Here is a 21,103-nt window from a genome sequence, read left to right as displayed (position 1 = left end):
GGCTGACCAGGAGAGTGCATGGATTCGCTATCACAACTAACGCTGGGCGCGGCGGTGACCGTGGCCGTAATGGGCAAACGTGTGCCGCTGTGGCAGGCGGCGCTGGCGGGGGCGGTCGCGGGCACGTTGCCAGACCTCGACGTGTTTATCGACCACGGCGATGCCATTCGCAACATGACGCTGCACCGCACCGAGAGCCACGCGCTGCTGTGGCTGACGCTGGTGGCACCGTTATTTGGCTGGCTGGTGGCTGGCGCGACGCGCAGCCGGCAGCACTGGCGCGCCTGGTGCCTCGCCATCTGGCTGGCATTGATCACGCATCCGCTGCTGGACCTGACCACGGTGTACGGCACGCAGCTCGGGCTGCCGCTGACCGATTACCCGTTCGCCATCGGCAGCATGTTCATCATCGATCCGCTCTACACGCTGCCGCTGCTGATCGCCCTGATCGTCGCACTGTGGCGGCGGGATGCGTGCGGGCTGCGCTGGAATCAGGCCGGATTGCTCATCAGCACGCTGTACCTGGGCTGGAGTATGGTGGCGCAGAGTGTTGCTACCCGGCATATTGAGCACCAGCTGACGCAGCAGGCCGTGCAGCCGCAGCAACTGCTGGTGACGCCCACCGCGTTCAACACGCTGGTGTGGCGCACGGTAATTATCACGCCGCAGCGTTACGGGGAAGCCTGGTGGTCGCTGCTGTCGCCCGATCGTCCCTTACAGATCCGCTGGTACGATCGCCATCCCGCGCTTTTTGCGCCGTTTAAAGGCCAGTGGCACGCCGAACGCGTTGCGTGGTTCAGCCATGGATTTTATGCCATGCGCCAGCAGGGCAATGACACGCTGATCGTGGATTTGCGCATGGGGGAAGAGCCGGATTACACCTTTACCTTTAATCTCGGTCCCGCCGCAGCGCCGGCAGCAGCACCACAGCGGGAAGACTCGCTGCGGCCGTCGCTGGCGCAGGCGTGGCACAAATTCACTGAACGCTTATAACGAAAAAGGCCCGGATAACCGGGCCTTTTCGTTTAGGTGGATCAGGCTTTACGCCGGCGTAGCAGCCAGCCCATGGTCAGCACCACAAACCACAGTGGCGTCACCATCAGCGCCTGGCGGGTATCTTCCTGCAGCGTCAGCAGCACCAGCACAAAGGCAAAGAAAGCCATGCACACCCAGCACATCAGCTTGCCGAGTGGCATTTTGAAGCGTGACGCCGCATGACGCTGCGGATGCTGTTTGCGGTAGGCCAGATAGCTGCACAGGATAATGGTCCAGACAAACATAAACAGAATCGCCGAAACCGTGGTCACCATGGTGAAGACCGTCATCACATCCGGAATCAGGTAGATCAACGCCACGCCCGCCAGCAGACACAGGCAGGAGAAGAACAGGCCGGTGGTCGGCACCGCGCGCGCCGAGAGACGGCCAAACGCTTTATGCGCCACGCCCTGTTCCGCCAGGCCATACAGCATGCGGCTGGTGGAGAAGATGCCGCTGTTGGCTGAGGAGGCCGCGGAGGTCAGCACCACAAAGTTAACGATGCTGGCAGCGGCCGGCAGGCCAATCAGCACAAACATTTCAACGAATGGACTGCGATCCGGCATGACCTGGTTCCACGGCGTCACCGCCATGATCACCAGCAGCGCCAGCACGTAGAACATGATGATGCGCAGCGGGATCGCATTGATGGCACGCGGCAGAACTTTATGCGGATCTTTGGTCTCCGCCGCCGCCGTGCCCACCAGTTCAATGCCGACAAAGGCAAACACCGCAATCTGGAAGCCGGCAAAGAAACCGCTCAGCCCTTTCGGGAACATGCCGCCGTGATCCCAGATATTGCTCAGCGCCGCGTGGCTTCCGTTCGGCGAAGGGTAGTGCAGGCTAACCAGCACAATACCGGTGATGATTAACGCCACGATGGCGACGATTTTGATAATGGCGAACCAGAACTCCATCTCGCCAAACAGTTTCACCGTGGCGATGTTCAGGGCAAGGAAAACAAACACGCACAGCAGCGCGCTCATCCAGATCGAGAAGTCCGGGAACCACAGCTGGAAATAGGCGCTGATCGCCACCACGTCGGCGATACCGGTCACCACCCAGCAGAACCAGTAAGTCCAGCCGGTGAAATAACCGGCCCACGGACCGAGCAGGTCGGCGGCAAAGTCGCTGAAGGATTTGTACTCAAGGTTGGAGAGCAGCAGCTCACCCATGGCGCGCATCACAAAGAACAGCATAAAACCGATGATCATATAAACGAAGATGATCGACGGACCCGCCAGGCTGATGGTTTTACCGGAGCCCATGAACAGACCGGTGCCAATGGCACCGCCGATGGCGATAAGCTGGATGTGACGATTATGCAGGTTGCGCCGGAGTTTTTCCGGCTGTTCGGCCTCAATGGGCGCCGCTTTAGATTGATCAACCATAAAAATATCTTTCCTGTCTTGATGTTGTGTCAGCTCTGCTGGCTGTTGAATAACGTGCTGTTGCACAGGGCAAGAGGGCATAAGATAGAGGAAAGGCGGCCACTCTCGGTAATGGTTTTTAAACCTTTGTGCCCTTTTGCGTGCTTTACCGTGTCAGTAAATATTTACATGGCGCGCCGTGCCGTCATTTTGCGTAAATGTTCTGCAAATGAGCCGCTTGCACCACGCAGCGCTGCGCAGGGTTCTACACTTGTCATTTCGATGAACCCGGAAAAAGTGAGGCAGCGTGCGCGCATTGCTCGCGATAGTGCTGCTGGCCCTGTGCGGCTGGTGGAGTTTACCCTGGCTGAAAACGCATCTGCCGCCACAGTGGAATCCGTTTATACCGCTCCAGGTTACCGATCCGCCGGGCTGGATGACGCGCTATAAGCTGCAGCGGCTGAGCAGCGATCCGGCCGCGTGTCTGGCGGTGATGCGCGCGGCCAGCGCGCAGGGCAGAGTCAGTTTCCGTGAGGTGCCGCCGCTGCAGGGCGATTGTCCGATTGATCAACCGCTGCGCATCAGCCGCTTCGGTGAGGTCACGCTGAGCAGCAGTTTTCTTGCCAGCTGTCCGATGGCGGTGGCCAGCACGCTGTATGTCACACGCAGCAATGCGGCGCTGCAGCAGGCCGGCATTACCTCGCCGCTGCGCCGCATCGCGCATGTTGGCAGTTACGCCTGCCGCAATATTTATCACCGCCAGGAAGGACGCCGCAGTGAACATGCGACGGCGGAGGCGTGGGACATCACGGGCTTTCAGCTGGCGGATGGGCGCTGGCTACAGGTAGGCAAAAACTGGCAGCAACCGCCGCAGGCCGCTGCCGGTTTGCACGCGTTATGGCGCAACGGCTGTGCCAGCTTCGGTAATGCGCTGGGGCCGGATTACAATGCGGCGCATGCCAGCCATTTCCACCTTGGCATGCGCGGCGCAGGCTTTTGTCGCTAAACTACACCGCCGGGTTTAATCCGCGTTTGATGAGGAAATGATTTGCCGGCCAGGAGAAAATAAATCCGGTGAGCATCGCCAGCTGTAACATAAACCAGAAGGCGCTGAGCAGGGGATTGAGCTGTTGATTAAGCACATATTTTAGGGCCAGCGTCATAAAGATAAAGATTCCCGTTTGATAAATCAGCAGCGGAAAGGTTTCTGTTTTCAGCGCTAATAATAACGTACGGACAATAGAAAGTTGTTCCCGCTGGCGAATGGCCAGAAACTGAAAAAATAATCCCGCCAGTAACGAAATCATCACGCAAATAACCGCCTGTAACCACAGCGCGGGGCTAATTGCAAAATGCTTGAGTAGCGTGACTATTGGCAGGGTGATGATGTCGCCGAATATACAGGCGGCGGCAGAGAGCGAGGTGGAAATAAAAATGGTTTGCCAGCTGGCATAACCGGTTAATCCGGAGGGCAGCAGCAGCGCCAGTTTTCGCTGACGTGACGGTTTACGCCCGAGATACCACCATGCCAGCCAGCCGAAAAACGGCATGTACAGCCCGGTGAGCGGCCAGATGATATTCATGACCGCCAGCGGATGCGGGTGACGCAACAGATCTTTAGCGATCATCAGGGCGGTACACATGCCCACGACCAGAAAGGGTAATGCCAGCTGGTTTAACATAGTCAGTCCCACTCAGTTTGCTGAAATCGCGCCAGCCTGCGGAGCTATGCTGGTGCCTGCCACCTTGCGCCTCTGCTAAAGCGTAGCTGGAAAAGACGGTGCCGGAAATGTCTGCCACAGGGGCACGGCAGGGAAACACTGCAGAAATAACTGGAATTAAGCCGCGCTGCGGACTTAATCAGCAGGAAGATTATGACGGGCGGTATAAAAAAGGGGAATGGCAAAGATAATAGCGATTAATGATGAGGCGAATGTTTTATCTGCGAAGTCTGGCGTTTAATCAACAGGACGATTGAAAACTCTTCAGAAAAATCTTATTCTGATTCGCACGACTTATCATCCTGATGGTGCCGCTGGCAAACGCACCATAGTTTAATTTCTCATTTGGGTAACATATTGACAACAAGGTAGTTATCACTTTTTGCCCGCAATGCCGCTCTGGTTTCAATCAATATTTTTTCTCTGGTTAATTTGTTTTTTACATTAATCGGCACAGATATCCTGCTATGAATAAGGCGTGAAACAGCGCCAGGGCAATAATGACCATCGATAATTATTTCGTCTGGCGAGGCGAAACTGAAAAAGAATTTCAGGCGCTTTCCGAAGTGCTGCAATTGAAATCGCTGCTGCAAAAACATGTTGAGGCCCTTGGATTTGATGCTTTTGCCTTTTTGGTACAGCATCCAGTGCCTTTTACCCGACCGCGTATTTTTCTCTTTAGCACCTATCCGCAGAGCTGGGTGAAACGCTACGAGAGTGAAAATTACTATGCGGTGGATCCGGTGTTAATGCTCTGCCAGCAGCCCGGTCGCGGCGTAGAGTGGACGCGTGATTTATTTACCGGCGCAGGCAATTTATGGGCAGAAGCCAATGCAGCAGGGCTGGTAAGTGGCTTTTCATGCTCGGCAATGGCGCTAAATCGTGCCATTGGTATATTATCTATAGCATCGCAACAACCCAGCCAGACCCAGCACAGACGCGTTGAGCTGGAGGTGCAACTGCACTTCCTGGCGGAACTGAGTTTGCGTGTGCTGGACCGTCTGAATGACGGCTCAATGGTGGTGTTATCGAATGATTTTAGTCAGCGCGAGCTGGAAATATTGAAATGGACAGCGGAGGGGAAAACCTCAGCCGAAATTTCCCTCATTCTGGCTATTTCTGAACACACGGTAAATTTTCACCAAAAGAATATGCAAAAGCGTTTTAATGTTTCCAATAAAACGCAGATTGCCTGTTATGCCGCAGCCATCGGCCTGATATAGCGAAAAGGCAACTACTAATTTTAGTAGTTCCTAAGCCGCAGTCAGTTGTCTACCCTGCGCCGGAAACTCCGCCAGGCTGGCGCTTAATAAATCATTGCAAACATGGGGATGTCAGGGGCGCATGATGAAAATAATTCAAACACAGCTAAAGGATATGCCGTCCTCTTTGCTGGCCGAGTTGGGCACCTATCGTTACAGCGTCTTTGCGCGTGGCGAGGGCTGGTCAATTCCGCCGCGACTCAGCACGCCGGGACAGGAGTACGATCGCTTCGATCGTTCCGATGTCACCTGGCTGATTGCCTGGACTGCGCGTCAGGGCATTTGTGGCTGCGCACGTCTGTTACCGTGGCACGAGCCGGAAGTGCCGGAAGGCATGGTGCTGCCTTTTGATCAGCAAAAAGTGTGGGAAATGTCGCGCTATTCGGCCCGCCTTGAAGTGGATGCCGAACTGCCGCTGAACATCTTATGGCATTCGGTACAGCTGGCTGAGCTGAGCGGGATGGAGTATTTGATCAGTTCGGCCACGCCGATGCTGGAGAAAATGTTTGAGCAGCATCAGGTGGTGTACGAGCCGCTCTCGCCGGGACTGATTCAGTCAGAAGACAATCTGTTTGCCATTCGTATTCCGGTGCAGCAGCCGGCGCTGGCGGAGAAGTATCGCGGCACGCGTCGCTTCAGTCCGGAAGAAGTGCTGCCCTCGCTGGGCGTGTCGGTCAACTGGCAGTCACACAGCTAACGCCCCGCGCAGGATGCGCAGGGCACGCCGCTTACTGACGGTAGGCGGTTTTAATCTGGCGGATGGTGTTGCTGAACACTTCGGCCTGCGGTTTATCGGCCAGCGCGGACTGAACGTAGCGCTCCATGTTGATGATCACCTTACCGGCATCAGCCTGGCCCATACCTTTCAGGATCAGCGTCACCATCATTTTCAGGCAGGCGACTTCATCCGCCAGCGCCTGGGTATCGCGCGATGTTACGAAATCTTCATCACTCATCATTATCTCCTTTGTGGAATGACCTTGTGCGCACACATTCTTCCCGTGCATAAAAAACAGAGTATATCATACGCTTGATGGAAGAATTTAGGCCACATCATCGACCCGCGCGCAGACGGTTAATTAATTGCGCCGTTCGTTATTTTTTGTGCGCAAAAAACTTCCACGGAAAGATTATTTTTAGGTGCTGCCGGCGGGAAGAAGCGAAGGCGGGTTATAAATTATAACTTAATGATATTAGTCACATTTTAACAATTTTATTCCAGTATGGTATTGCATCAGCTAAAAAAAACAATCACCGCTGCCTGCTATTTGACATGGGTCATTGGTTTTGAGATTTATCTGGCGCCCCTGATGTTCTTTCCACGCGAAACCCGGTAAGATAACGCCCCTGAAATATATTTTCCCCCACTAACCTGCGGAGTACGTCCCGTTGATCAGCCTGCTTCTTGTTGATGACCATGAACTGGTACGCGCCGGTATTCGTCGCATACTGGAAGATATGAAGGGACTGGTGATTGCCGGGGAAGTGGCCTGTGGTGAGGATGCGGTAAAATGGTGCCGCACACATCCTGTGGATGTGGTGCTGATGGACATGAACATGCCCGGCATTGGCGGACTGGAGGCGACGCGCAAAATCGTGCGCTTCAATCCGGATATCCGCATCATCATGCTGACTATCCACACCGAAAATCCCCTGCCAGCGAAAGTCATGCAGGCCGGTGCGGCAGGTTATCTCAGCAAAGGGGCGGCGCCGCAGGAAGTGGTCAGCGCCATTCGCTCGGTGCACGCCGGTCAGCGTTACATCGCCTCTGATATCGCTCAGCAGATGGCGCTGAGCCAGATTGAGCCGCAGCGCGCCGAATCACCGTTCAGCTGTTTGTCGGAAAGGGAATTGCAGATTATGCTGATGATTACCCGAGGGCAAAAGGTGACGGAGATTTCCGAGCAGCTTAACCTGAGCCCGAAAACCGTTAATAGCTATCGCTATCGCATGTTCAGCAAGTTGAACATCAGTGGTGACGTAGAGTTAACGCATCTGGCCATACGCCATGGCCTGTTCAATGCGGAGCCGTTAATCAGTAGTGAGTGACGTTTTCAATCCTAAAGCCTTTCTCAGCACCGTGACCAGTCAGCCCGGCGTCTACCGCATGTATGACGCGACAGGCACGGTGATCTATGTTGGTAAAGCCAAAGACCTTAAAAAACGCCTGAGCAGCTATTTCCGCACGCAGGTGGGAAGCCGTAAGACCGAAGTGCTGGTCAGCAACATCCATAATATTGATGTCACGGTCACCCATACGGAGACCGAAGCGCTGCTGCTGGAGCACAACTACATCAAGTTGTATCAGCCGCGCTACAACGTGCTGCTGCGCGATGATAAGTCGTACCCCTATATTTTCCTTAGCGGCGATCCGCATCCGCGCCTGGCGATGCACCGCGGTGCCAAACACGCCAAAGGCGAATACTTTGGTCCGTTTCCCAACGGCTATGCGGTGCGTGAAACCCTGGCGCTGCTGCAAAAGGTGTTTCCGATTCGCCAGTGCGAGAACAGCGTCTACCGCAACCGCTCGCGTCCGTGCCTGCAGTATCAGATTGGCCGTTGCCTCGGCCCCTGCGTCGCCGGCCTGGTGAGCGAAGAGGAATATGCGCAGCAAACCGACTATGTGCGGCTGTTTCTGGCCGGTAAAGACGATCAGGTAATTAATCAGCTGGTGCAGCGTATGGAGCAGGCCAGCGTGGGCCTGCGCTTCGAGGAGGCGGCGCGCCTGCGGGACCAGATTCAGGCGGTGCGGCGGATTACGGAGAAACAGTTCGTCTCCAATCAGGGCGATGATCTCGACGTGATGGGCGTGGCCTATGACGCCGGCATGGCCTGTCTGCACGTGCTGTTTATCCGGCAGGGCAAAGTGCTGGGCAGCCGCAGCTATTTCCCGAAGGTGCCGGCGGACACGGAACTCACCGAAGTGGTGCAGACGTTTGTCGGACAGTTTTATCTGCAGGGCAGCGAAGCGCGTACCTTACCGGCGGACATCCTGCTGGACTTCAATCTGCCTGAGCGGGAACTGCTGGCCGCATCGCTGAGCGAACTGGCCGGGCGCAAAGTCAGCATTCAGAGCAAACCGCGCGGCGACCGCGCGCGCTATTTGAAGCTGGCGCGCACCAATGCCGCCACGGCGCTGACGACGCGGCTGGCGCAGCACTCGACCATCCAGCAGCGTCTGGCGGCGCTGGCGGCGTTCCTCAAACTGGAGCAGATTAACCGCATGGAGTGTTTCGACATCAGCCACACCATGGGCGAACAGACCATCGCGTCCTGCGTGGTGTTCAACCGTGACGGCCCGCTGCGCGCTGACTATCGCCGCTACAACATTGAAGGCATTACCCCCGGTGATGACTACGCGGCGATGAATCAGGTGTTGCGCCGTCGTTACGGCAAGGCGCTGGAACCGGAAAAGATCCCGGATGTGATCCTGATCGATGGCGGTAAAGGGCAGCTGGCGCAGGCGCAGCAGGTGTTTGCGGAACTGGATGTGCCATGGGATAAAAACCGGCCGATTCTGCTCGGCGTGGCAAAAGGCAGCGACCGTAAAGCCGGCCTGGAAACGCTGTTCTTTGCGGCGGAAGGCGAGGGCGTTTCGCTGCCGCCGGACTCGCCGGCGCTGCATGTTATCCAGCACATTCGTGACGACGCTCACAATCACGCAATTTCGGGCCACCGGAAAAAACGCGCCAAAGTGAAGAACACCAGCGCGCTGGAGAGCATTGAAGGCGTCGGACCCAAACGGCGTCAGCAGCTGCTGAAGTACATGGGCGGCCTGCAACCGCTGATGAATGCCAGCGTCGATGAGATCGCTAAAGTACCGGGTATCTCCTTCGCCCTGGCGGAAAAAATCTACTACTCGCTGAAACACTAACATTGAAACAGGGTGGGCAATGTAGGAACATACGTTAAATCCTACTCACACCAGACAGTTACTGGCATATGCAATTTAACATTCCGACGTGTCTTACCCTGTTTCGAGTTGTTCTGATCCCGTTCTTCGTGCTGGCGTTCTATCTGCCATTTCACTGGGCTCCCTTCGCGACGGCGCTGCTGTTTGTCATTGCTGCGGTCACTGACTGGTTTGATGGCTTCCTCGCGCGTCGCTGGAAGCAGACAACACGTTTTGGTGCCTTTCTCGATCCGGTCGCTGACAAAGTGATGGTGGCGATGGCGCTGGTGCTGGTCGCCGAGTATTTCCACGCCTGGTGGATCACGCTGCCGGCCGCCACCATGATCGCGCGTGAAATCATTATCTCGGCCTTACGTGAGTGGATGGCGGAGATTGGCAAGCGCAGTAGCGTGGCGGTGTCGTGGATTGGCAAAGTGAAGACCACGGCGCAGATGCTGTCGCTGGTGGCGCTGCTGTGGCGTCCGGACGCGACCGTAGTAGGCGTTGGCGTGGTGGCGTTGTACATCGCAGCGGTGCTGACTTTCTGGTCAATGTTCCAGTATTTAAGCGCGGCACGCGGCGATTTGCTCGATAGCTGATCGATGCGATTTAAAAAGCAGCAAACGGACGCAGTGTGTGGATAATTCTATTGACTCGTTGCGTCAGATAAGTAGAATGCATCGCATCGAACGGCAGCAAGGCTGCAAGAAGCTGAATAAAATCAGCAAGTTCGGTGAAGTATAAGCAAATGCGGGAATAGCTCAGTTGGTAGAGCACGACCTTGCCAAGGTCGGGGTCGCGAGTTCGAGTCTCGTTTCCCGCTCCAGATATTGCAATACGTCGCAGACGGCTTGCACCTCAGATTAAAAGGCGCGTTGGCAGAGTGGCCATGCAGCGGATTGCAAATCCGTCCACCTCGGTTCGACTCCGGGACGCGCCTCCAGTTTACACCCTGCCCGGGTGGTGAAATCGGTAGACACAAGGGATTTAAAATCCCTCGGCTTATGGTCGTGCGGGTTCAAGTCCCGCCCCGGGCACCATATTTAATACCGAATAAAATCAAAGCAATAAGTAGCAATGTCGTGACCGCCCAAGGGCGGTTTTTTTGTGCCTGAAAATTTTTCCTAATATCACTTCATAATATCAAACGGTCTTCCTCTGCCCGCTAACCGTTTGAACCATCCTGCTTTTTCGACCACGTGCAGCGGTCGGTTTTACATTTATATGGTCAGTAAACCATGCCAGAAATGACGGTGGAAGTGGTGCATTGTGGCGTCGCTCACCTCATGGCATGCTCGCCCGTATCTGGTGCAGGGAATGGCGGATCCCTTTAAGGCGAAGGGATGTTTCGCTATGAAACTGAGATGTATAAACTCAATCGCAAGCTAAACATAACCGAGTATAAAAAATACACTCTTGAGGTTGTGGTGCGAGAGTCAGACTGGACGATCACCCATTTTAAATATTTTGATTAACCGGCAGGAAAGCACGCATGCTTGATTTTAGAAATGAAGGATTCGTCTTCACCATCTCACCCTTTGAGCGTGTTGTTGATAACGAAACCGATCCGGTTAATCACGTCTGGGACTGGATTAAGTCTTATGTGGAGTTTTCCGTCAGCGGAGTGAAGGTGCAGTTTCAAACTGAGTTTACCGTCGGCGAACTGAGGGAGCTGCGCGCAACATTTTCTCGATACTACAAGGCGGTAATGGCCCGCCATGAAATTGAATCTTTTAGTTTTCGCAACCAGCTCAACCAGCTCAATATGGTTCTGAGTAAGGTCACGGGTGATGATATCGTGATTATTGAATATGTTCTTCGTCCGGAAGACCATGCTGATAGCGTTCAGATAAAGGGCGAACTGGCTATTAATGAGAGTTACTTCCCGGACATTCTCAGGCAGCTGGAGGAGATGATCAGCTGGCCGGAATAAAATTCTGATTTATCCGCCATCTCTTGAAGTGGGCAATCGCAATCGGGATTTGCCAATTAGCAGCGAGATTACTGGGGAAGTTAAGGGCTTTTACATCGATTAACAGACGATCCAGTTCGTTAACCATGACTTCACTTATGTCGGAATTCATGGGGCCGACGTCTGGCAGTCAAATAAAAACGGGACATAACGTCTGTCCCGCTAATCTCAATCCTGTGGCTGGCCGACCGGGCCTTCGCCTTCGCTGGCGCCAGGTACTGACTGCTTGCTGGGTGCGTGCGGACGTCCGTCACTGCCCACCGCATCGCTGTGTTGCATACAGCCGGCCAGGGTAACCAATGTCAGTGCCGCTAAGGCTGCCTTCATCAAACCACTCATCCTGCTCTCCTCCTGTTACGAACCGCGTAATCGTTAACGCACTGAGAAATAAGCAAAGCCACGAATCCGCCTTTACGCAAGCGAAGCGCGTACAGTTTTCTTCTTTACTCTTAGCGGTCCTGCGCCAGCGTTTCAACACGACGTCGGTATTCTCCCGGTGTGCAGCCAAACTCACGGACAAACGCTTTGTGAAAGGATGATTCGCTGGCGTAGCCGACGGCCAGAGCGATGTTGATTAACGGGGCTGTTTCGCGCGCCAGTCGCTGAGCGGCCAGCTGCAGACGAAGGGCGGTGAGCACGGCCAGCGGCGTGGTAGCGCTGAGCTGGCGGAACAGCAGCGCGAAGGAAGCGCGGGACATAAACACTTGCTGAGCCATGGCTTCTACCGTCCACGGCCTTTCCGGCGCGGCGCACAGTTGGGTGATTAAAGGGCCAAGTCGTGGATGCAGAGCCAGGGAGAGTAAGCCGGGGTGCGCTGCGTGAGTTGAGAGCCCATGGCGCACCGCCAGTGTGAACAGGCTGCCAATCTGCTGGCTGCGAAGTGCGGCATCACCAGCAGTTGGCAGTGCGCCCGCACTCTGGGTGATGAACGGCAGCACCGCAGCCAGCCAGCGCCCATCGCTGCTTGTGGGTTCGGGGGCCAGCATTAGCACTTCGGGCAGGGCGGTGAGGAAAGCATGCGCCGACGCGGGGAGTTCCAGCAGGCCGCATACCAGTTGGGTTGGCTGCGTATGGCGCTGATAAATACGATGCGCGGCGTTTTGCGGCAAAAATATGACGCTGCCAGCAGGGAGTTCGACACCCGCAGTGACGGGCATATCCAGCATGACCGGGCCACCTGTGACCGTATGCCAGCGCACTGCGCACAGGTGCCCGGCGCTGTGCGGCAGTTGCCACTCACCGCTCAGCACGCAGTTCTTATCTATGCTGCCCTGCGGGTTATGCAGCAGCAGCAGTTGACTCAATGGATCCATCTGTTTTTTCCCTTTTCCCTGAACTGCCCGCTTGATTCAGACGCAAAGACAAAAATACCAGCGTTGCGGCGAAATACGGCGCGGCAGCAAACCGTAAGCTTTGGGTGATGACTATTTTTGACGCTCATGGAGAACATCATGAACCATTATCAGGCAGCAATCATCGGATTTGGTAAAGCAGGTAAAACACTGGCGGCGGCACTGGGGCGCGCCGGATGGCGTGTCGCGATCATCGAAAAATCCCGCGTAATGTATGGTGGCACCTGCATTAATGTTGGCTGTATCCCAACGAAAGCACTGGTACACGATGTGCAACATCATGCCAGTTTCAGCGAGGCCATGCAGCGCAAAGCGGCAGTAGTAGAATTGTTGCGTGAGAAGAATTATCTCAACCTGGCCGCTATTGGGAAGGTCGATGTCATTGATGGTGAGGCGGAATTTGTGGATGCCCACACGCTGAAAATCACCTCCTCACAGCAGGTCAGCCAGATTCATGCTGAGCGAATTTTTATCAATAGCGGTGCCGAAGCGGTGTTTCCCGCAATGGAAGGCTTAGTTGCCGGACCGCGCGTGGTTGACAGCAGCGGGATCCTGAATTTAACGCAACTACCGCAGCGGCTGGGGATCCTTGGCGGCGGTTATATTGGCGTTGAGTTTGCTTCCATGTTTGCCGGTTTTGGTAGCGAAGTGACGTTGTTTGAAAGTGCACCGCAATTTCTGGCGCGGGAAGATGATGATATCAGTGCGGCGATAGCCAGGATCCTGCAGGAGCAGGGCGTTAAGCTCGAGCTCAACACTGCATTACAGCGTGTTACCAGCGGTCGCGACAGCGTGACGCTGCATACCGCACAGGGCGATCGTGAAGTCGATGTGCTGCTGGTCGCCACGGGCCGTCGCCCGGCGACGAAGGCACTGAAACTGGAAAACGCGGGAGTAGTGACCGATGCGCGCGGCGCGGTGCGTGTCGATAAACAGCTTAAAACCTCTGTGGATCATATCTGGGCGCTGGGCGATGTTACCGGCGGGCCACAGTTTACCTATATTTCGCTTGATGATTTCCGCATCGTTTACGATCAGTTGCTGGGCAAGGGCACGCGCACCACCGAAGACCGCATTAACATCCCGTATTCCGTGTTTATGACGCCTGTGTTATCACGCATTGGTTTGACTGAAGCGCAGGCGCGCGCGCAGGGGAGGGATATTCAGGTGGTGACACTGCCGGTTGCCGCGATTCCGCGTGCGCGCGTTGTTGACGACACCCGTGGCATGCTGAAAGCCGTGGTTGATAATGGCAGCCAGCAGATTCTCGGCGTGGCGCTGCTGGCAGCGGACTCGCATGAAGTCATTAACGTCGTGAAAACGGTAATGGATGCCGGGCTGCCGTATAGCGTGCTGCGTGACCAGATTTTTACCCACCCAACCATGAGCGAATCGCTCAATGATCTGTTTGCCCTGGTAAAATAATGCCGAACAGGACGCCCGCGGCGGGCGTCCCGATCGCACATCTAGCCGAGATTGCCGCTGAGGCGATCGCGGAAATCGCTGCTGCGGTTATCCAGGCCGGTGAAGGTGACGCTGGCGCCGTGCCGCTGGTAGCGGTACTCAATAGCGTCGAGCGCCGCCACGCTGGAAGCATCCCAAATCTGCGCGTGGGTCAAATCGATGGTGACGCGCTGCGGATCGTGGCCGTAGTCAAAATGCTCAAACAGATCGTTGCTGCTGGCGAAAAACAGCGGGCCACGCACCGTGTAGTGCACCTGCTGGCCATCGTCACTCAGCTGACGTTCGGCGTGGATCACGTGAGCGATGCGGCGGGCAAACAGCATCATGGCCAGCATCACGCCCACCAGCACGCCAAGCGCGAGGTTACCGGTCCACACCGTGACGGCGACGGTCAGCACCATCACCAGCGTTTCCGACCACGGCATGCGTTTCAGCGTGGCCGGCTGCAGGCTGTGCCAGTTCACGGTTTTCACCGCGACTACCATCATAATGCCCGCCAGCACCACCATCGGAATCTGCGCCATGATCTGGCTCAGACCGGTGACCAGCAACAGCAGCACCAGCGCCGCGGCCACGGTGGACACCCGGGTACGCGCCTTGCCCAGCTCAACGTTAACAATGGTCTGGCCGATCATCGCGCAGCCGGCGATACCACCGTAAAAGCCTGCCAGAATATTGCCGACGCCCAGCGCCCAGGATTCACGCCGCTTGCCGGAAGGCGTATCGGTCATGTCATCCACCAGTTTGGCGGTCAGCAGGGATTCCATCAGGCCGACGAAGGCGACCGACAGCGCGGTGGGCCAGACAATCTGCAGCGTCTGCAGATTAAGCGGCACCAGCAGGGTATTGAAATCCGGCAGGCCGGCGCGCATTGGCCCTTCATCGCCGACGTTGGGCACGCGATAGCCCAGCAGCAGCGCGACAGCGGTGACAGCCACGATAGCCACCAGCGGCGAAGGCACGCTTTTAAGCACTTTGGGCAGCAGCAGCACGATGGCCAGCGTGGCGGCGAACAGCAGCCACACCAGACCCGACTGGCCCCAGACGTGCGGCACCTGCGCAAAGAAAATCAGTATGCCCAGCGCGTTAACGAAGCCGATCATCACCGAGCGCGGAATATAGCGCATCATGCGCGACAGCCCGGCAAGGCCGAAAATGATTTGAATCATACCGCCGAGGATCACCGCTGGCAGAATGTACTCCACGCCATGCGCGTGCACCATCGGCCCGATCACCAGCGCGACGGAACCGGCCGCCGCGGTGACCATCGCTGGCCGCCCTCCCAGAATCGACAGCGTCAGGCACAGCACCACCGAAGCGACAAGGCTGACTTTAGGGTCGACGCCGGCAATCACGGAAAACGAAATCACTTCCGGTATCAGCGCCAGGGCGGTAATCACCCCGGCCAGGCACTCGCGGGTGAAAAGAGAGGGGGAACGCAGCACACGTGCGACCGTGATGTCGCTCGCTGTGGCAGCGGGGCGATCGGCAGTTTGACTCATCTGTTGCAGGCTCTTTTATTGGATGCGCATGCCGTCACGGCATAGCAATATTTAATGGAAAAGTTAACGCTGGCGATGTTACCGGGGGATGACGCGAGGCGCCAGTAAAACGGGGCGATAAGGTTGATTCCATCCCTGGAATCCGCTGCGGCTACAGCGAAAAATCATCCGGAGTCTGGTGAACCACCAGTTCCAGCAGGTGACGGTAGACATCCAGCTGGACGACATCGGCTTCCTGCTCCAGCCGGCCAATCAGGGCGGCAATAATCGCCTTATTGGTCACCGGCATACCGCTGTGCAGGATTTCAGCAATCAGATGGCCTAAGACTTCCATCTCATTGGTTTCACTGTTAACGGCCTGTTTGAAATTGTCAGCGAGGACATCACTGCTATTGACGGCATTTTGCATGTGTAAGCCCTTAAGATTGGCTGATGGCCCAGCGGCCAGCACAACCAGGAAGAAATATTTCCGCGCGGACAGGCGCGAAAAACCTGACTCACCACCCAACACAAAAAGACACCTCTGAAGGTGGAAATCCACAACACCTTCAGAGGCGACGCAACTGCATCATTCGTTACCGAATCGTTAACCGATTCATGGCGGCTAAAGTTATACAGTAACCCCTAATCTGTACAAGCGGCGGCTTGTGCATTTCGTGCTTATCAGGCTAATTTACTCAATATTATAGGGTATTTTGCCGAAAAAAGTTATACAGGCAAGCTGTACACACGACCTGATCGGGCCTTTCCGCGACTTAAGTGAAACTGGTAATCTTCGCGCAGCACGACTAAATTTGCTGATGTAAGCAAACTTTTCATTCGCACGTCGCTTAGCTTATAATAACCCTCCCATTTAGTTAGAACTCTAACCATTAGGCCGCTACGCTTTGACTGACCATCCACAACCGTTCTCCCGTCTGTTGCATCTTACTGCCCATGCGTGGCGGCTGGCGGTTGATCGTCGCCTGAAAGAGAGCGGTTTGAGTATGAGTAGCTGGCTGGCAATTGCCAGCGTAGCGACCGCCAGTGAACCGCCGACGCAAAAGGCGCTGGCACAGCTATTGGGGCTGGAGGAAGCCAGTGTGGTGCCGCTGGTCGATCGGCTGGTGAAACAGCAGCTGCTGGCACGGGTGCAGCCAAAGGAAGATCGTCGCAAGCGCCTGCTGGTGTTAACCGAGCAGGGCGGCGAGGCGTTCGCTACGGTAAAAACGCAGGCGGATGCGCTGCGCGCCCAGCTGCTGGCCGATATCGATCCCGCCGCGCTGGCAGTGACCGAAAACGTGTTGCAGCAGCTGCTTGAACGCTTAGGAAACGTATAGCCGTGGCGAAACGTAACCCGTACGCCCCCCGCGAATGGCTGCCGCACGAAAAGCCGATGCTGCCGGGATCGCCCTCGACACCGCTGCATGCGCCATCGAAACGCATCGCGTTTGGCCTGATCGGCCTGCTGATCTCCATTACCGGCGCGCTGAGTAATGCGCTGGTGACCGCCAACCTCACCAATCTGCAGGGCACCTTCGCCGCATACAGCAACGAAATTGCCTGGCTGCCGGCGGTCTACGTGATGGGCAATATCTCCATTAATCTGTTGCTGGTGAAGTTCCGCCAGCAGTTTGGTCTGCGGCTGTTTACCGAAGCCTTTCTGGTGCTGTACGTCATCGTGGCGTTTTTTCACATCCTCGCGAACGATCTCAGCTCGGCGATTATCGTGCGTACCGCGCACGGTATGGTGGGCGCGGCGCTCAGCTCGCTGGGTATCTATTATCAGATTCAGGCCTGGCCGGCGAAGCACCGTCTCAAAGCGCTGGTGATTGGCATCACCGCTTCACAGCTGGCGATTCCGCTGGCGCGGCTGTTCTCCAGCGAGCTGCTGCAGCTGGAGGAGTGGCGCGGCCTCTATCTGTTTGAGCTGGGCCTGGCGATGATTGCGCTGGGCTGCGTGCTGGTGGTCAAGCTGCCGCCGGGCGACCGTATCAAAGCGTTCGAAAAGCTCGATTTCGTCACCTTTATGCTGCTGGCACCGGGCATGGCGTTATTGTGCGGCGTGCTGTCGCTCGGCCGCATTGAGTGGTGGTTCAGCACACCCTGGCTCGGCGTCTGTCTGGCGCTGGCGCTGGTACTGATTGTCGCGGCGGTGGTGCTGGAGCATAACCGCGCTAACCCGCTGATTAACACCCGCTGGCTGAGCAATGGCATGATCGTGCGGCTCGGCATCGTGATGATCATGATGCGCATCGTGCTGGCCGAGCAGAATACCGGCGCGGTGGGTTTTCTGCAGCAGCTGGGCCTGCTCAACGATCAGATGCGCGGGCTGGCGCTGGCGATCATTGCGGGCGTAATCTGCGGCATGATTGCCAGCGCGCTGACCATTAAACCCAACCATCTGAGCTGGCCAATCGTGGTCTCGCTGGCCGTAATGATTGTCGCCTCGCTGATGGATGCGCAATCCAGCCCGCTGACGCGTGCCAGCAATCTCTACTTCAGCCAGTTTCTGCTCGGTTTCAGCAGTGCTTTTTTCCTTGGGCCAGCGATGCTGCTTGGCATCGGCGGCGTGGTGACTCAGCCGAAAAATCTGGTGAGTTTTGTCGTGCTGTTTGGCATGAGCCAGAATCTTGGCGGGCTGATTGGCTCTGCCATTCTTGGCACCTTCCAGACGTGGCGCGAAAAATATCACTCCAGCCTGCTGGGCGATCAGCTGTCGCTGCTCGATCCCAATGTGGTGGATCGCCTCAGCCAGTACAGCGCGCTGTTTCGCAGCCAGCTGGCGGACAGCGGCCTGCTCAGCGCGCAGAGCAGCAGTCAGCTGCAAACCGTGGCCACGCTGCAGGCCAACGTGCTGGCTTATAACGATACCTATTTACTGACCGCCGCGCTGGCAATGATAACGCTGATGTGGGTGCTGTGGCGCCTGACGCGGCTGCGTTATCTTAACTGGCGCCAGGCGCTACATAATCTGACTGAGCAACAGCAGCAGGCTGCGCCAGCAAACCGAACGGAGACCCCATGAGTCAACAGGACGATCTACAGGCTGCGGAGCGCGAGCGCACCAACCGCCGACGCATTCTCTCTATCGCCGCCGGGAGCGGTATCGCCATCGTGGGCGTGCTGGTGATTTTATACGCCTGGCAGCTGTGGCCCTTTACCAGCACCATCCAGTCAACGGAAAACGCCTACGTGCGCGGCCAGGTGACCTTTATCAGCCCGCAGGTCAGCGGCTACCTGACGAACGTTGAGGTGGTTGATTTACAGCCGGTGCGCAAAGGACAGCTGCTCATGACCATTGACGATCGTATCTATCGCCAGCGCGTGCATCAGGCGCAGGCACAGCTGGCGATGAAGATCGCCGCGCAGAATAACAACCAGCAGCAGCAGAAGAGTGCGGAAGCCACTATCGTCAGCAATAAAGCCGCGCTGGAGAATGCCAAAGCGCAGGCGCTGAAAAGCAGTCTCGATTTGAAGCGGGTGGAAAATCTGGCGGCGGATGGCTCGCTGTCGGTACGCGAGCGTGATGCCGCGCGCGCAGCCAATGCGCAGGCGCAGGCCCAGCTGCGCCAGGCGGCGGCGCAGGTGGCGGTCTCGCAGCAGAATCTGCAAACCACCATCGTTAACCGCGCGGCGCTGGCCGGCGACGTAGCCAGCGCACAGGCGGCACTGGAGCTGGCCAATATCGATCTGGACAACACGCGCATTATCGCGCCGGACAGCGGCCAGCTCGGTCAGCTGTCGGTGCGCAAAGGCACCTACGTTACTGCCGGCACGCGGCTGACCTCGGTGGTGCCGGATAATAAATGGGTGATTGCCAACCTGAAGGAAACCCAGCTGGCGCGCGTGCGCCCCGGTCTGCCGGTGTCGATCCGCGTTGATGCGCTGGACGGCAAGCGCTTTGACGGCCGCGTTGAGTTTATCTCGCCCGCCGCCGGATCTGAGTTCAGCGCCATCTCGCCAGATAACGCCACCGGTAACTTCGTGAAAATCGCCCAGCGTATCCCGGTGCGCATCAAAATTCTTGGTGATGAACTGCAGCAGCTGCGGCCGGGGATGTCGGTGGAAGTCGACATTGATACCGCCGCCGAACCACACCGGGATGCGTTATGAAGCGGCCGTTACTCGCGGTGCTCATCGCGCTGCTGCTGACCGGCTGCGCCCGCGAAGTGGAGCAGGCGCCGTCGTCGCTGCCGATTCCGCCCGGCTGGCGCCAGCAGGTCGGGCCCGCCGCCGCGCCGGAAGCGCAGTGGTGGCGCAGCTTTGGTGATGATCGCCTCAACTGGCTGGTGAACCAGGCGCTGCAGCACAACAGCGATATTCTCATTGCCCGGTCGCGCGTCGATCAGTATCGCGCCGAGCTGCGCGCTGCGCAGGGCGACAACTTCCCGACGCTGTCGGCGGGCGTGGCGGCAACCCATCAGCGTGCGCTGTCAGCGGCGACCGGTCAGCCGTACGAAAGTGCGGTATTTCAGGGACTGCTGCAGGCGAATTATGAGGTCGACTTATGGGGCAGCCGCAGCAACAGCATCCGCGCGGCGGAAGCCACGCTGGCGGCGCAGCGTGCGGCGGCCTCGGCAGCCGAGCTGACGGTGGCCAGTTCGGTCGCGTCCGGTTACCTCAGCCTGTGCGCGCTCGACGAGCAGCTGCGCGTCACCGAGGCCACGCTGGAAACGCGACAGAACTCGCTGAACCTGGCGCAGCGTCAGTTCGAAACCGGCTATACCTCGCGGCTGGAATGGATGCAGGCGGCGTCGGAGTATCAGACGGCGAAAGCGCAAATTCCGCAGCTGCAGCATCAGATCGCCCAGCAGGAGAACGCGCTCAGCATTCTGGTTGGCATGAATCCGCGCCAGATCGCGCGCAGCAGCCAGTTCGACCAGCTGCGACCCCACGCACTGCCGGCGCTGCTGCCGTCGCAGCTGCTGAATCGCCGGCCTGACATTGTCCAGGCGCAGCGCCTGCTGCTGGCGAGCGACGCGTCGCTGGCGGCGGCACAGGCACAGCTGCTGCCATCGCTCAACCTGACGGCGTCCGGCACGCTGCAGAGCAGCCAGCTACACGATCTGCTGGATAATCCGTTCCGCCTGTGGAGCATCGGCGGCAGCGTGCTGGCACCGCTGCTCAACCGCGAAGCGCTGACCGCACAGGTGGATGTGGCGATGGCATCGCGCAACCAGGCGCTGTACGGCTACGAAAGGGTGGTGCGCAACGCCTTTGCCGAGGTGGATAACGCGCTGGATGCCATTACGCGCAGCCAGCAGCAGCTGACGGAACTGCAGGCGCAGGAGCGCTACGTTGCCGAGGCGTGGCGGATTGCGCGCAACCGTTATCAGAATGGCTATGCGTCCTATCTCGATGAGCTTGATGCGCAGCGCACGCTGTTCAGCACCCAGTTGAATATTGTGGCGGTGAAAAACACGCTGCTGCTGGCGCAAATCGATCTCTACCGCGCCCTTGGTGGCGGCTGGCAGGGTTGATCATCACGCCGCAGCCGCCTGGCTGCGGTTATAAATGACGTCTTAAGCCCGTTCACCCCGCTTTCACAACA

Annotated in this window: 20 protein-coding genes and 3 tRNA genes; 16 read left to right on the top strand and 7 right to left on the bottom strand. The window is 57.2% G+C overall.

All coding sequences use genetic code 11. The features are described from left to right. Positions 1-18: 18 nt before the first annotated feature. The gene (locus H7K56_RS03580; protein ID WP_058769586.1) at positions 19-993 is read left to right on the top strand and encodes a metal-dependent hydrolase; all 975 of its coding nucleotides are present in this window, start codon (positions 19-21) and stop codon (positions 991-993) included. Between the two features lie 41 nt (positions 994-1,034). On the opposite strand, the gene cycA is transcribed toward H7K56_RS03580, so the two are convergent. Beyond that, a complete protein-coding gene (cycA, locus tag H7K56_RS03575) occupies positions 1,035-2,426 on the bottom strand; it encodes a D-serine/D-alanine/glycine transporter (protein ID WP_021508281.1) in 1,392 nt (463 codons plus the stop codon). A 286-nt stretch (positions 2,427-2,712) separates the two neighbouring features. On the opposite strand from cycA, the gene H7K56_RS03570 reads away from it, so the two are divergent. Then, the gene (locus tag H7K56_RS03570) at positions 2,713-3,411 is read left to right on the top strand and encodes an extensin-like domain-containing protein (RefSeq protein ID WP_058769587.1); all 699 of its coding nucleotides are present in this window, start codon (positions 2,713-2,715) and stop codon (positions 3,409-3,411) included. Position 3,412: 1 nt separating this feature from the next. Here H7K56_RS03570 and H7K56_RS03565 read toward each other — a convergent pair whose 3' ends face one another. Continuing rightward, the gene (locus H7K56_RS03565; RefSeq protein WP_059008910.1) at positions 3,413-4,087 is read right to left on the bottom strand and encodes a DUF4396 domain-containing protein; all 675 of its coding nucleotides are present in this window, start codon (positions 4,085-4,087) and stop codon (positions 3,413-3,415) included. 539 nt (positions 4,088-4,626) lie between these two features. Here H7K56_RS03565 and H7K56_RS03560 point away from each other — a divergent pair. Beyond that, positions 4,627-5,349: an autoinducer binding domain-containing protein gene (locus H7K56_RS03560; protein WP_021508278.1), complete on the top strand. Its 723-nt coding sequence runs from the start codon at positions 4,627-4,629 to the stop codon at positions 5,347-5,349. Positions 5,350-5,473: 124 nt separating this feature from the next. Beyond that, a complete protein-coding gene (locus H7K56_RS03555; protein WP_031279842.1) occupies positions 5,474-6,085 on the top strand; it encodes an acyl-homoserine-lactone synthase in 612 nt (203 codons plus the stop codon). A gap of 31 nt (positions 6,086-6,116) precedes the next feature. Here H7K56_RS03555 and H7K56_RS03550 read toward each other — a convergent pair whose 3' ends face one another. After that, positions 6,117-6,344, bottom strand: a complete 228-nt coding sequence (locus tag H7K56_RS03550) for a DUF2594 family protein (RefSeq protein ID WP_010616664.1) — start codon at positions 6,342-6,344, stop codon at positions 6,117-6,119. Positions 6,345-6,777: 433 nt separating this feature from the next. Here H7K56_RS03550 and uvrY point away from each other — a divergent pair, with 433 nt between their 5' ends. The 7 genes from uvrY (at position 6,778) to H7K56_RS03515 (ending at position 11,213) form a co-directional block, all read left to right on the top strand. Then, positions 6,778-7,437 carry a UvrY/SirA/GacA family response regulator transcription factor gene (uvrY, locus tag H7K56_RS03545; RefSeq protein ID WP_021508277.1) on the top strand — a complete coding sequence of 220 codons (660 nt, stop codon included), beginning with the start codon at positions 6,778-6,780 and terminating at the stop codon, positions 7,435-7,437. Further along, the gene (gene uvrC / locus H7K56_RS03540; RefSeq protein WP_021508276.1) at positions 7,430-9,262 is read left to right on the top strand and encodes an excinuclease ABC subunit UvrC; all 1,833 of its coding nucleotides are present in this window, start codon (positions 7,430-7,432) and stop codon (positions 9,260-9,262) included. The genes uvrY and uvrC overlap by 8 nt, the downstream gene beginning before the upstream one ends. A gap of 68 nt (positions 9,263-9,330) precedes the next feature. After that, entirely contained in the window at positions 9,331-9,879 is a 549-nt protein-coding gene (pgsA, locus tag H7K56_RS03535) for a CDP-diacylglycerol--glycerol-3-phosphate 3-phosphatidyltransferase (protein WP_021508275.1), read from the top strand. 151 nt (positions 9,880-10,030) lie between these two features. Continuing rightward, positions 10,031-10,106: transfer RNA gene (locus H7K56_RS03530), tRNA-Gly, on the top strand. Between the two features lie 43 nt (positions 10,107-10,149). Beyond that, positions 10,150-10,223: transfer RNA gene (locus H7K56_RS03525), tRNA-Cys, on the top strand. Between the two features lie 11 nt (positions 10,224-10,234). Further along, positions 10,235-10,320 (top strand) — tRNA-Leu (locus H7K56_RS03520). Positions 10,321-10,772: 452 nt separating this feature from the next. Next, on the top strand, positions 10,773-11,213 hold the full coding sequence (locus H7K56_RS03515) for a WapI family immunity protein (RefSeq protein WP_150360663.1): 441 nt from the start codon (positions 10,773-10,775) through the stop codon (positions 11,211-11,213). Positions 11,214-11,420: 207 nt separating this feature from the next. Here H7K56_RS03515 and H7K56_RS03510 read toward each other — a convergent pair whose 3' ends face one another. Beyond that, on the bottom strand, positions 11,421-11,591 hold the full coding sequence (locus H7K56_RS03510; protein WP_058769590.1) for a hypothetical protein: 171 nt from the start codon (positions 11,589-11,591) through the stop codon (positions 11,421-11,423). Positions 11,592-11,701: 110 nt separating this feature from the next. Then, positions 11,702-12,565 (bottom strand): helix-turn-helix domain-containing protein, encoded by an 864-nt coding sequence (locus H7K56_RS03505; protein WP_150360664.1) that lies wholly within the window; start codon positions 12,563-12,565, stop codon positions 11,702-11,704. Positions 12,566-12,703: 138 nt separating this feature from the next. Between H7K56_RS03505 and rclA the strand changes: the two genes are divergently transcribed. After that, positions 12,704-14,029, top strand: a complete 1,326-nt coding sequence (rclA, locus tag H7K56_RS03500; protein WP_150360665.1) for a reactive chlorine resistance oxidoreductase RclA — start codon at positions 12,704-12,706, stop codon at positions 14,027-14,029. Positions 14,030-14,070: 41 nt separating this feature from the next. Here rclA and H7K56_RS03495 read toward each other — a convergent pair whose 3' ends face one another. Together H7K56_RS03495 and H7K56_RS03490 are read right to left on the bottom strand one after the other, a co-directional pair. Beyond that, entirely contained in the window at positions 14,071-15,570 is a 1,500-nt protein-coding gene (locus H7K56_RS03495; RefSeq protein ID WP_021508272.1) for a SulP family inorganic anion transporter, read from the bottom strand. Positions 15,571-15,721: 151 nt separating this feature from the next. Beyond that, on the bottom strand, positions 15,722-15,979 hold the full coding sequence (locus H7K56_RS03490) for a biofilm/acid-resistance regulator YmgB/AriR (protein WP_058759735.1): 258 nt from the start codon (positions 15,977-15,979) through the stop codon (positions 15,722-15,724). A 478-nt stretch (positions 15,980-16,457) separates the two neighbouring features. Between H7K56_RS03490 and H7K56_RS03485 the strand changes: the two genes are divergently transcribed. The 4 genes from H7K56_RS03485 to H7K56_RS03470 are packed head-to-tail and all read left to right on the top strand — an operon-like array spanning position 16,458 to position 21,032. Next, a complete protein-coding gene (locus tag H7K56_RS03485; RefSeq protein WP_058769594.1) occupies positions 16,458-16,889 on the top strand; it encodes a MarR family winged helix-turn-helix transcriptional regulator in 432 nt (143 codons plus the stop codon). 2 nt (positions 16,890-16,891) lie between these two features. Beyond that, positions 16,892-18,577, top strand: coding sequence for an MFS transporter (locus tag H7K56_RS03480; protein WP_150360666.1), 1,686 nt, complete (start codon positions 16,892-16,894; stop codon positions 18,575-18,577). After that, complete coding sequence (locus tag H7K56_RS03475) at positions 18,574-19,665, top strand: HlyD family secretion protein (protein ID WP_059008898.1); 1,092 nt, start codon at positions 18,574-18,576, stop codon at positions 19,663-19,665. The genes H7K56_RS03480 and H7K56_RS03475 overlap by 4 nt, the downstream gene beginning before the upstream one ends. Continuing rightward, positions 19,662-21,032, top strand: a complete 1,371-nt coding sequence (locus tag H7K56_RS03470; RefSeq protein WP_152391139.1) for an efflux transporter outer membrane subunit — start codon at positions 19,662-19,664, stop codon at positions 21,030-21,032. The genes H7K56_RS03475 and H7K56_RS03470 overlap by 4 nt, the downstream gene beginning before the upstream one ends. Positions 21,033-21,103 lie beyond the last annotated feature (71 nt).

Source organism: Pantoea dispersa (genome assembly GCF_014155765.1).
GTDB lineage: Bacteria > Pseudomonadota > Gammaproteobacteria > Enterobacterales > Enterobacteriaceae > Pantoea > Pantoea dispersa.
This window is presented reverse-complemented; position numbering and strand designations above follow the sequence as displayed.

Excerpts from the sequence above, each read along its gene's own strand:
- H7K56_RS03470 (WP_152391139.1), top strand. The coding sequence starts at position 19,662 with ATGAAGCGGCCGTTACTCGCGGTGCTCATCGCGCTGCTGCTGACCGGC.
- H7K56_RS03555 (WP_031279842.1), top strand. The coding sequence starts at position 5,474 with ATGAAAATAATTCAAACACAGCTAAAGGATATGCCGTCCTCTTTGCTG.
- H7K56_RS03495 (WP_021508272.1), bottom strand. The coding sequence starts at position 15,570 with ATGAGTCAAACTGCCGATCGCCCCGCTGCCACAGCGAGCGACATCACG.
- H7K56_RS03550 (WP_010616664.1), bottom strand. The coding sequence starts at position 6,344 with ATGAGTGATGAAGATTTCGTAACATCGCGCGATACCCAGGCGCTGGCG.
- rclA (WP_150360665.1), top strand. The coding sequence starts at position 12,704 with ATGAACCATTATCAGGCAGCAATCATCGGATTTGGTAAAGCAGGTAAA.
- H7K56_RS03580 (WP_058769586.1), top strand. The coding sequence starts at position 19 with ATGGATTCGCTATCACAACTAACGCTGGGCGCGGCGGTGACCGTGGCC.
- H7K56_RS03505 (WP_150360664.1), bottom strand. The coding sequence starts at position 12,565 with ATGGATCCATTGAGTCAACTGCTGCTGCTGCATAACCCGCAGGGCAGC.
- H7K56_RS03565 (WP_059008910.1), bottom strand. The coding sequence starts at position 4,087 with ATGTTAAACCAGCTGGCATTACCCTTTCTGGTCGTGGGCATGTGTACC.
- cycA (WP_021508281.1), bottom strand. The coding sequence starts at position 2,426 with ATGGTTGATCAATCTAAAGCGGCGCCCATTGAGGCCGAACAGCCGGAA.
- pgsA (WP_021508275.1), top strand. The coding sequence starts at position 9,331 with ATGCAATTTAACATTCCGACGTGTCTTACCCTGTTTCGAGTTGTTCTG.
- H7K56_RS03475 (WP_059008898.1), top strand. The coding sequence starts at position 18,574 with ATGAGTCAACAGGACGATCTACAGGCTGCGGAGCGCGAGCGCACCAAC.
- H7K56_RS03490 (WP_058759735.1), bottom strand. The coding sequence starts at position 15,979 with ATGCAAAATGCCGTCAATAGCAGTGATGTCCTCGCTGACAATTTCAAA.
- H7K56_RS03515 (WP_150360663.1), top strand. The coding sequence starts at position 10,773 with ATGCTTGATTTTAGAAATGAAGGATTCGTCTTCACCATCTCACCCTTT.
- H7K56_RS03560 (WP_021508278.1), top strand. The coding sequence starts at position 4,627 with ATGACCATCGATAATTATTTCGTCTGGCGAGGCGAAACTGAAAAAGAA.
- H7K56_RS03510 (WP_058769590.1), bottom strand. The coding sequence starts at position 11,591 with ATGAGTGGTTTGATGAAGGCAGCCTTAGCGGCACTGACATTGGTTACC.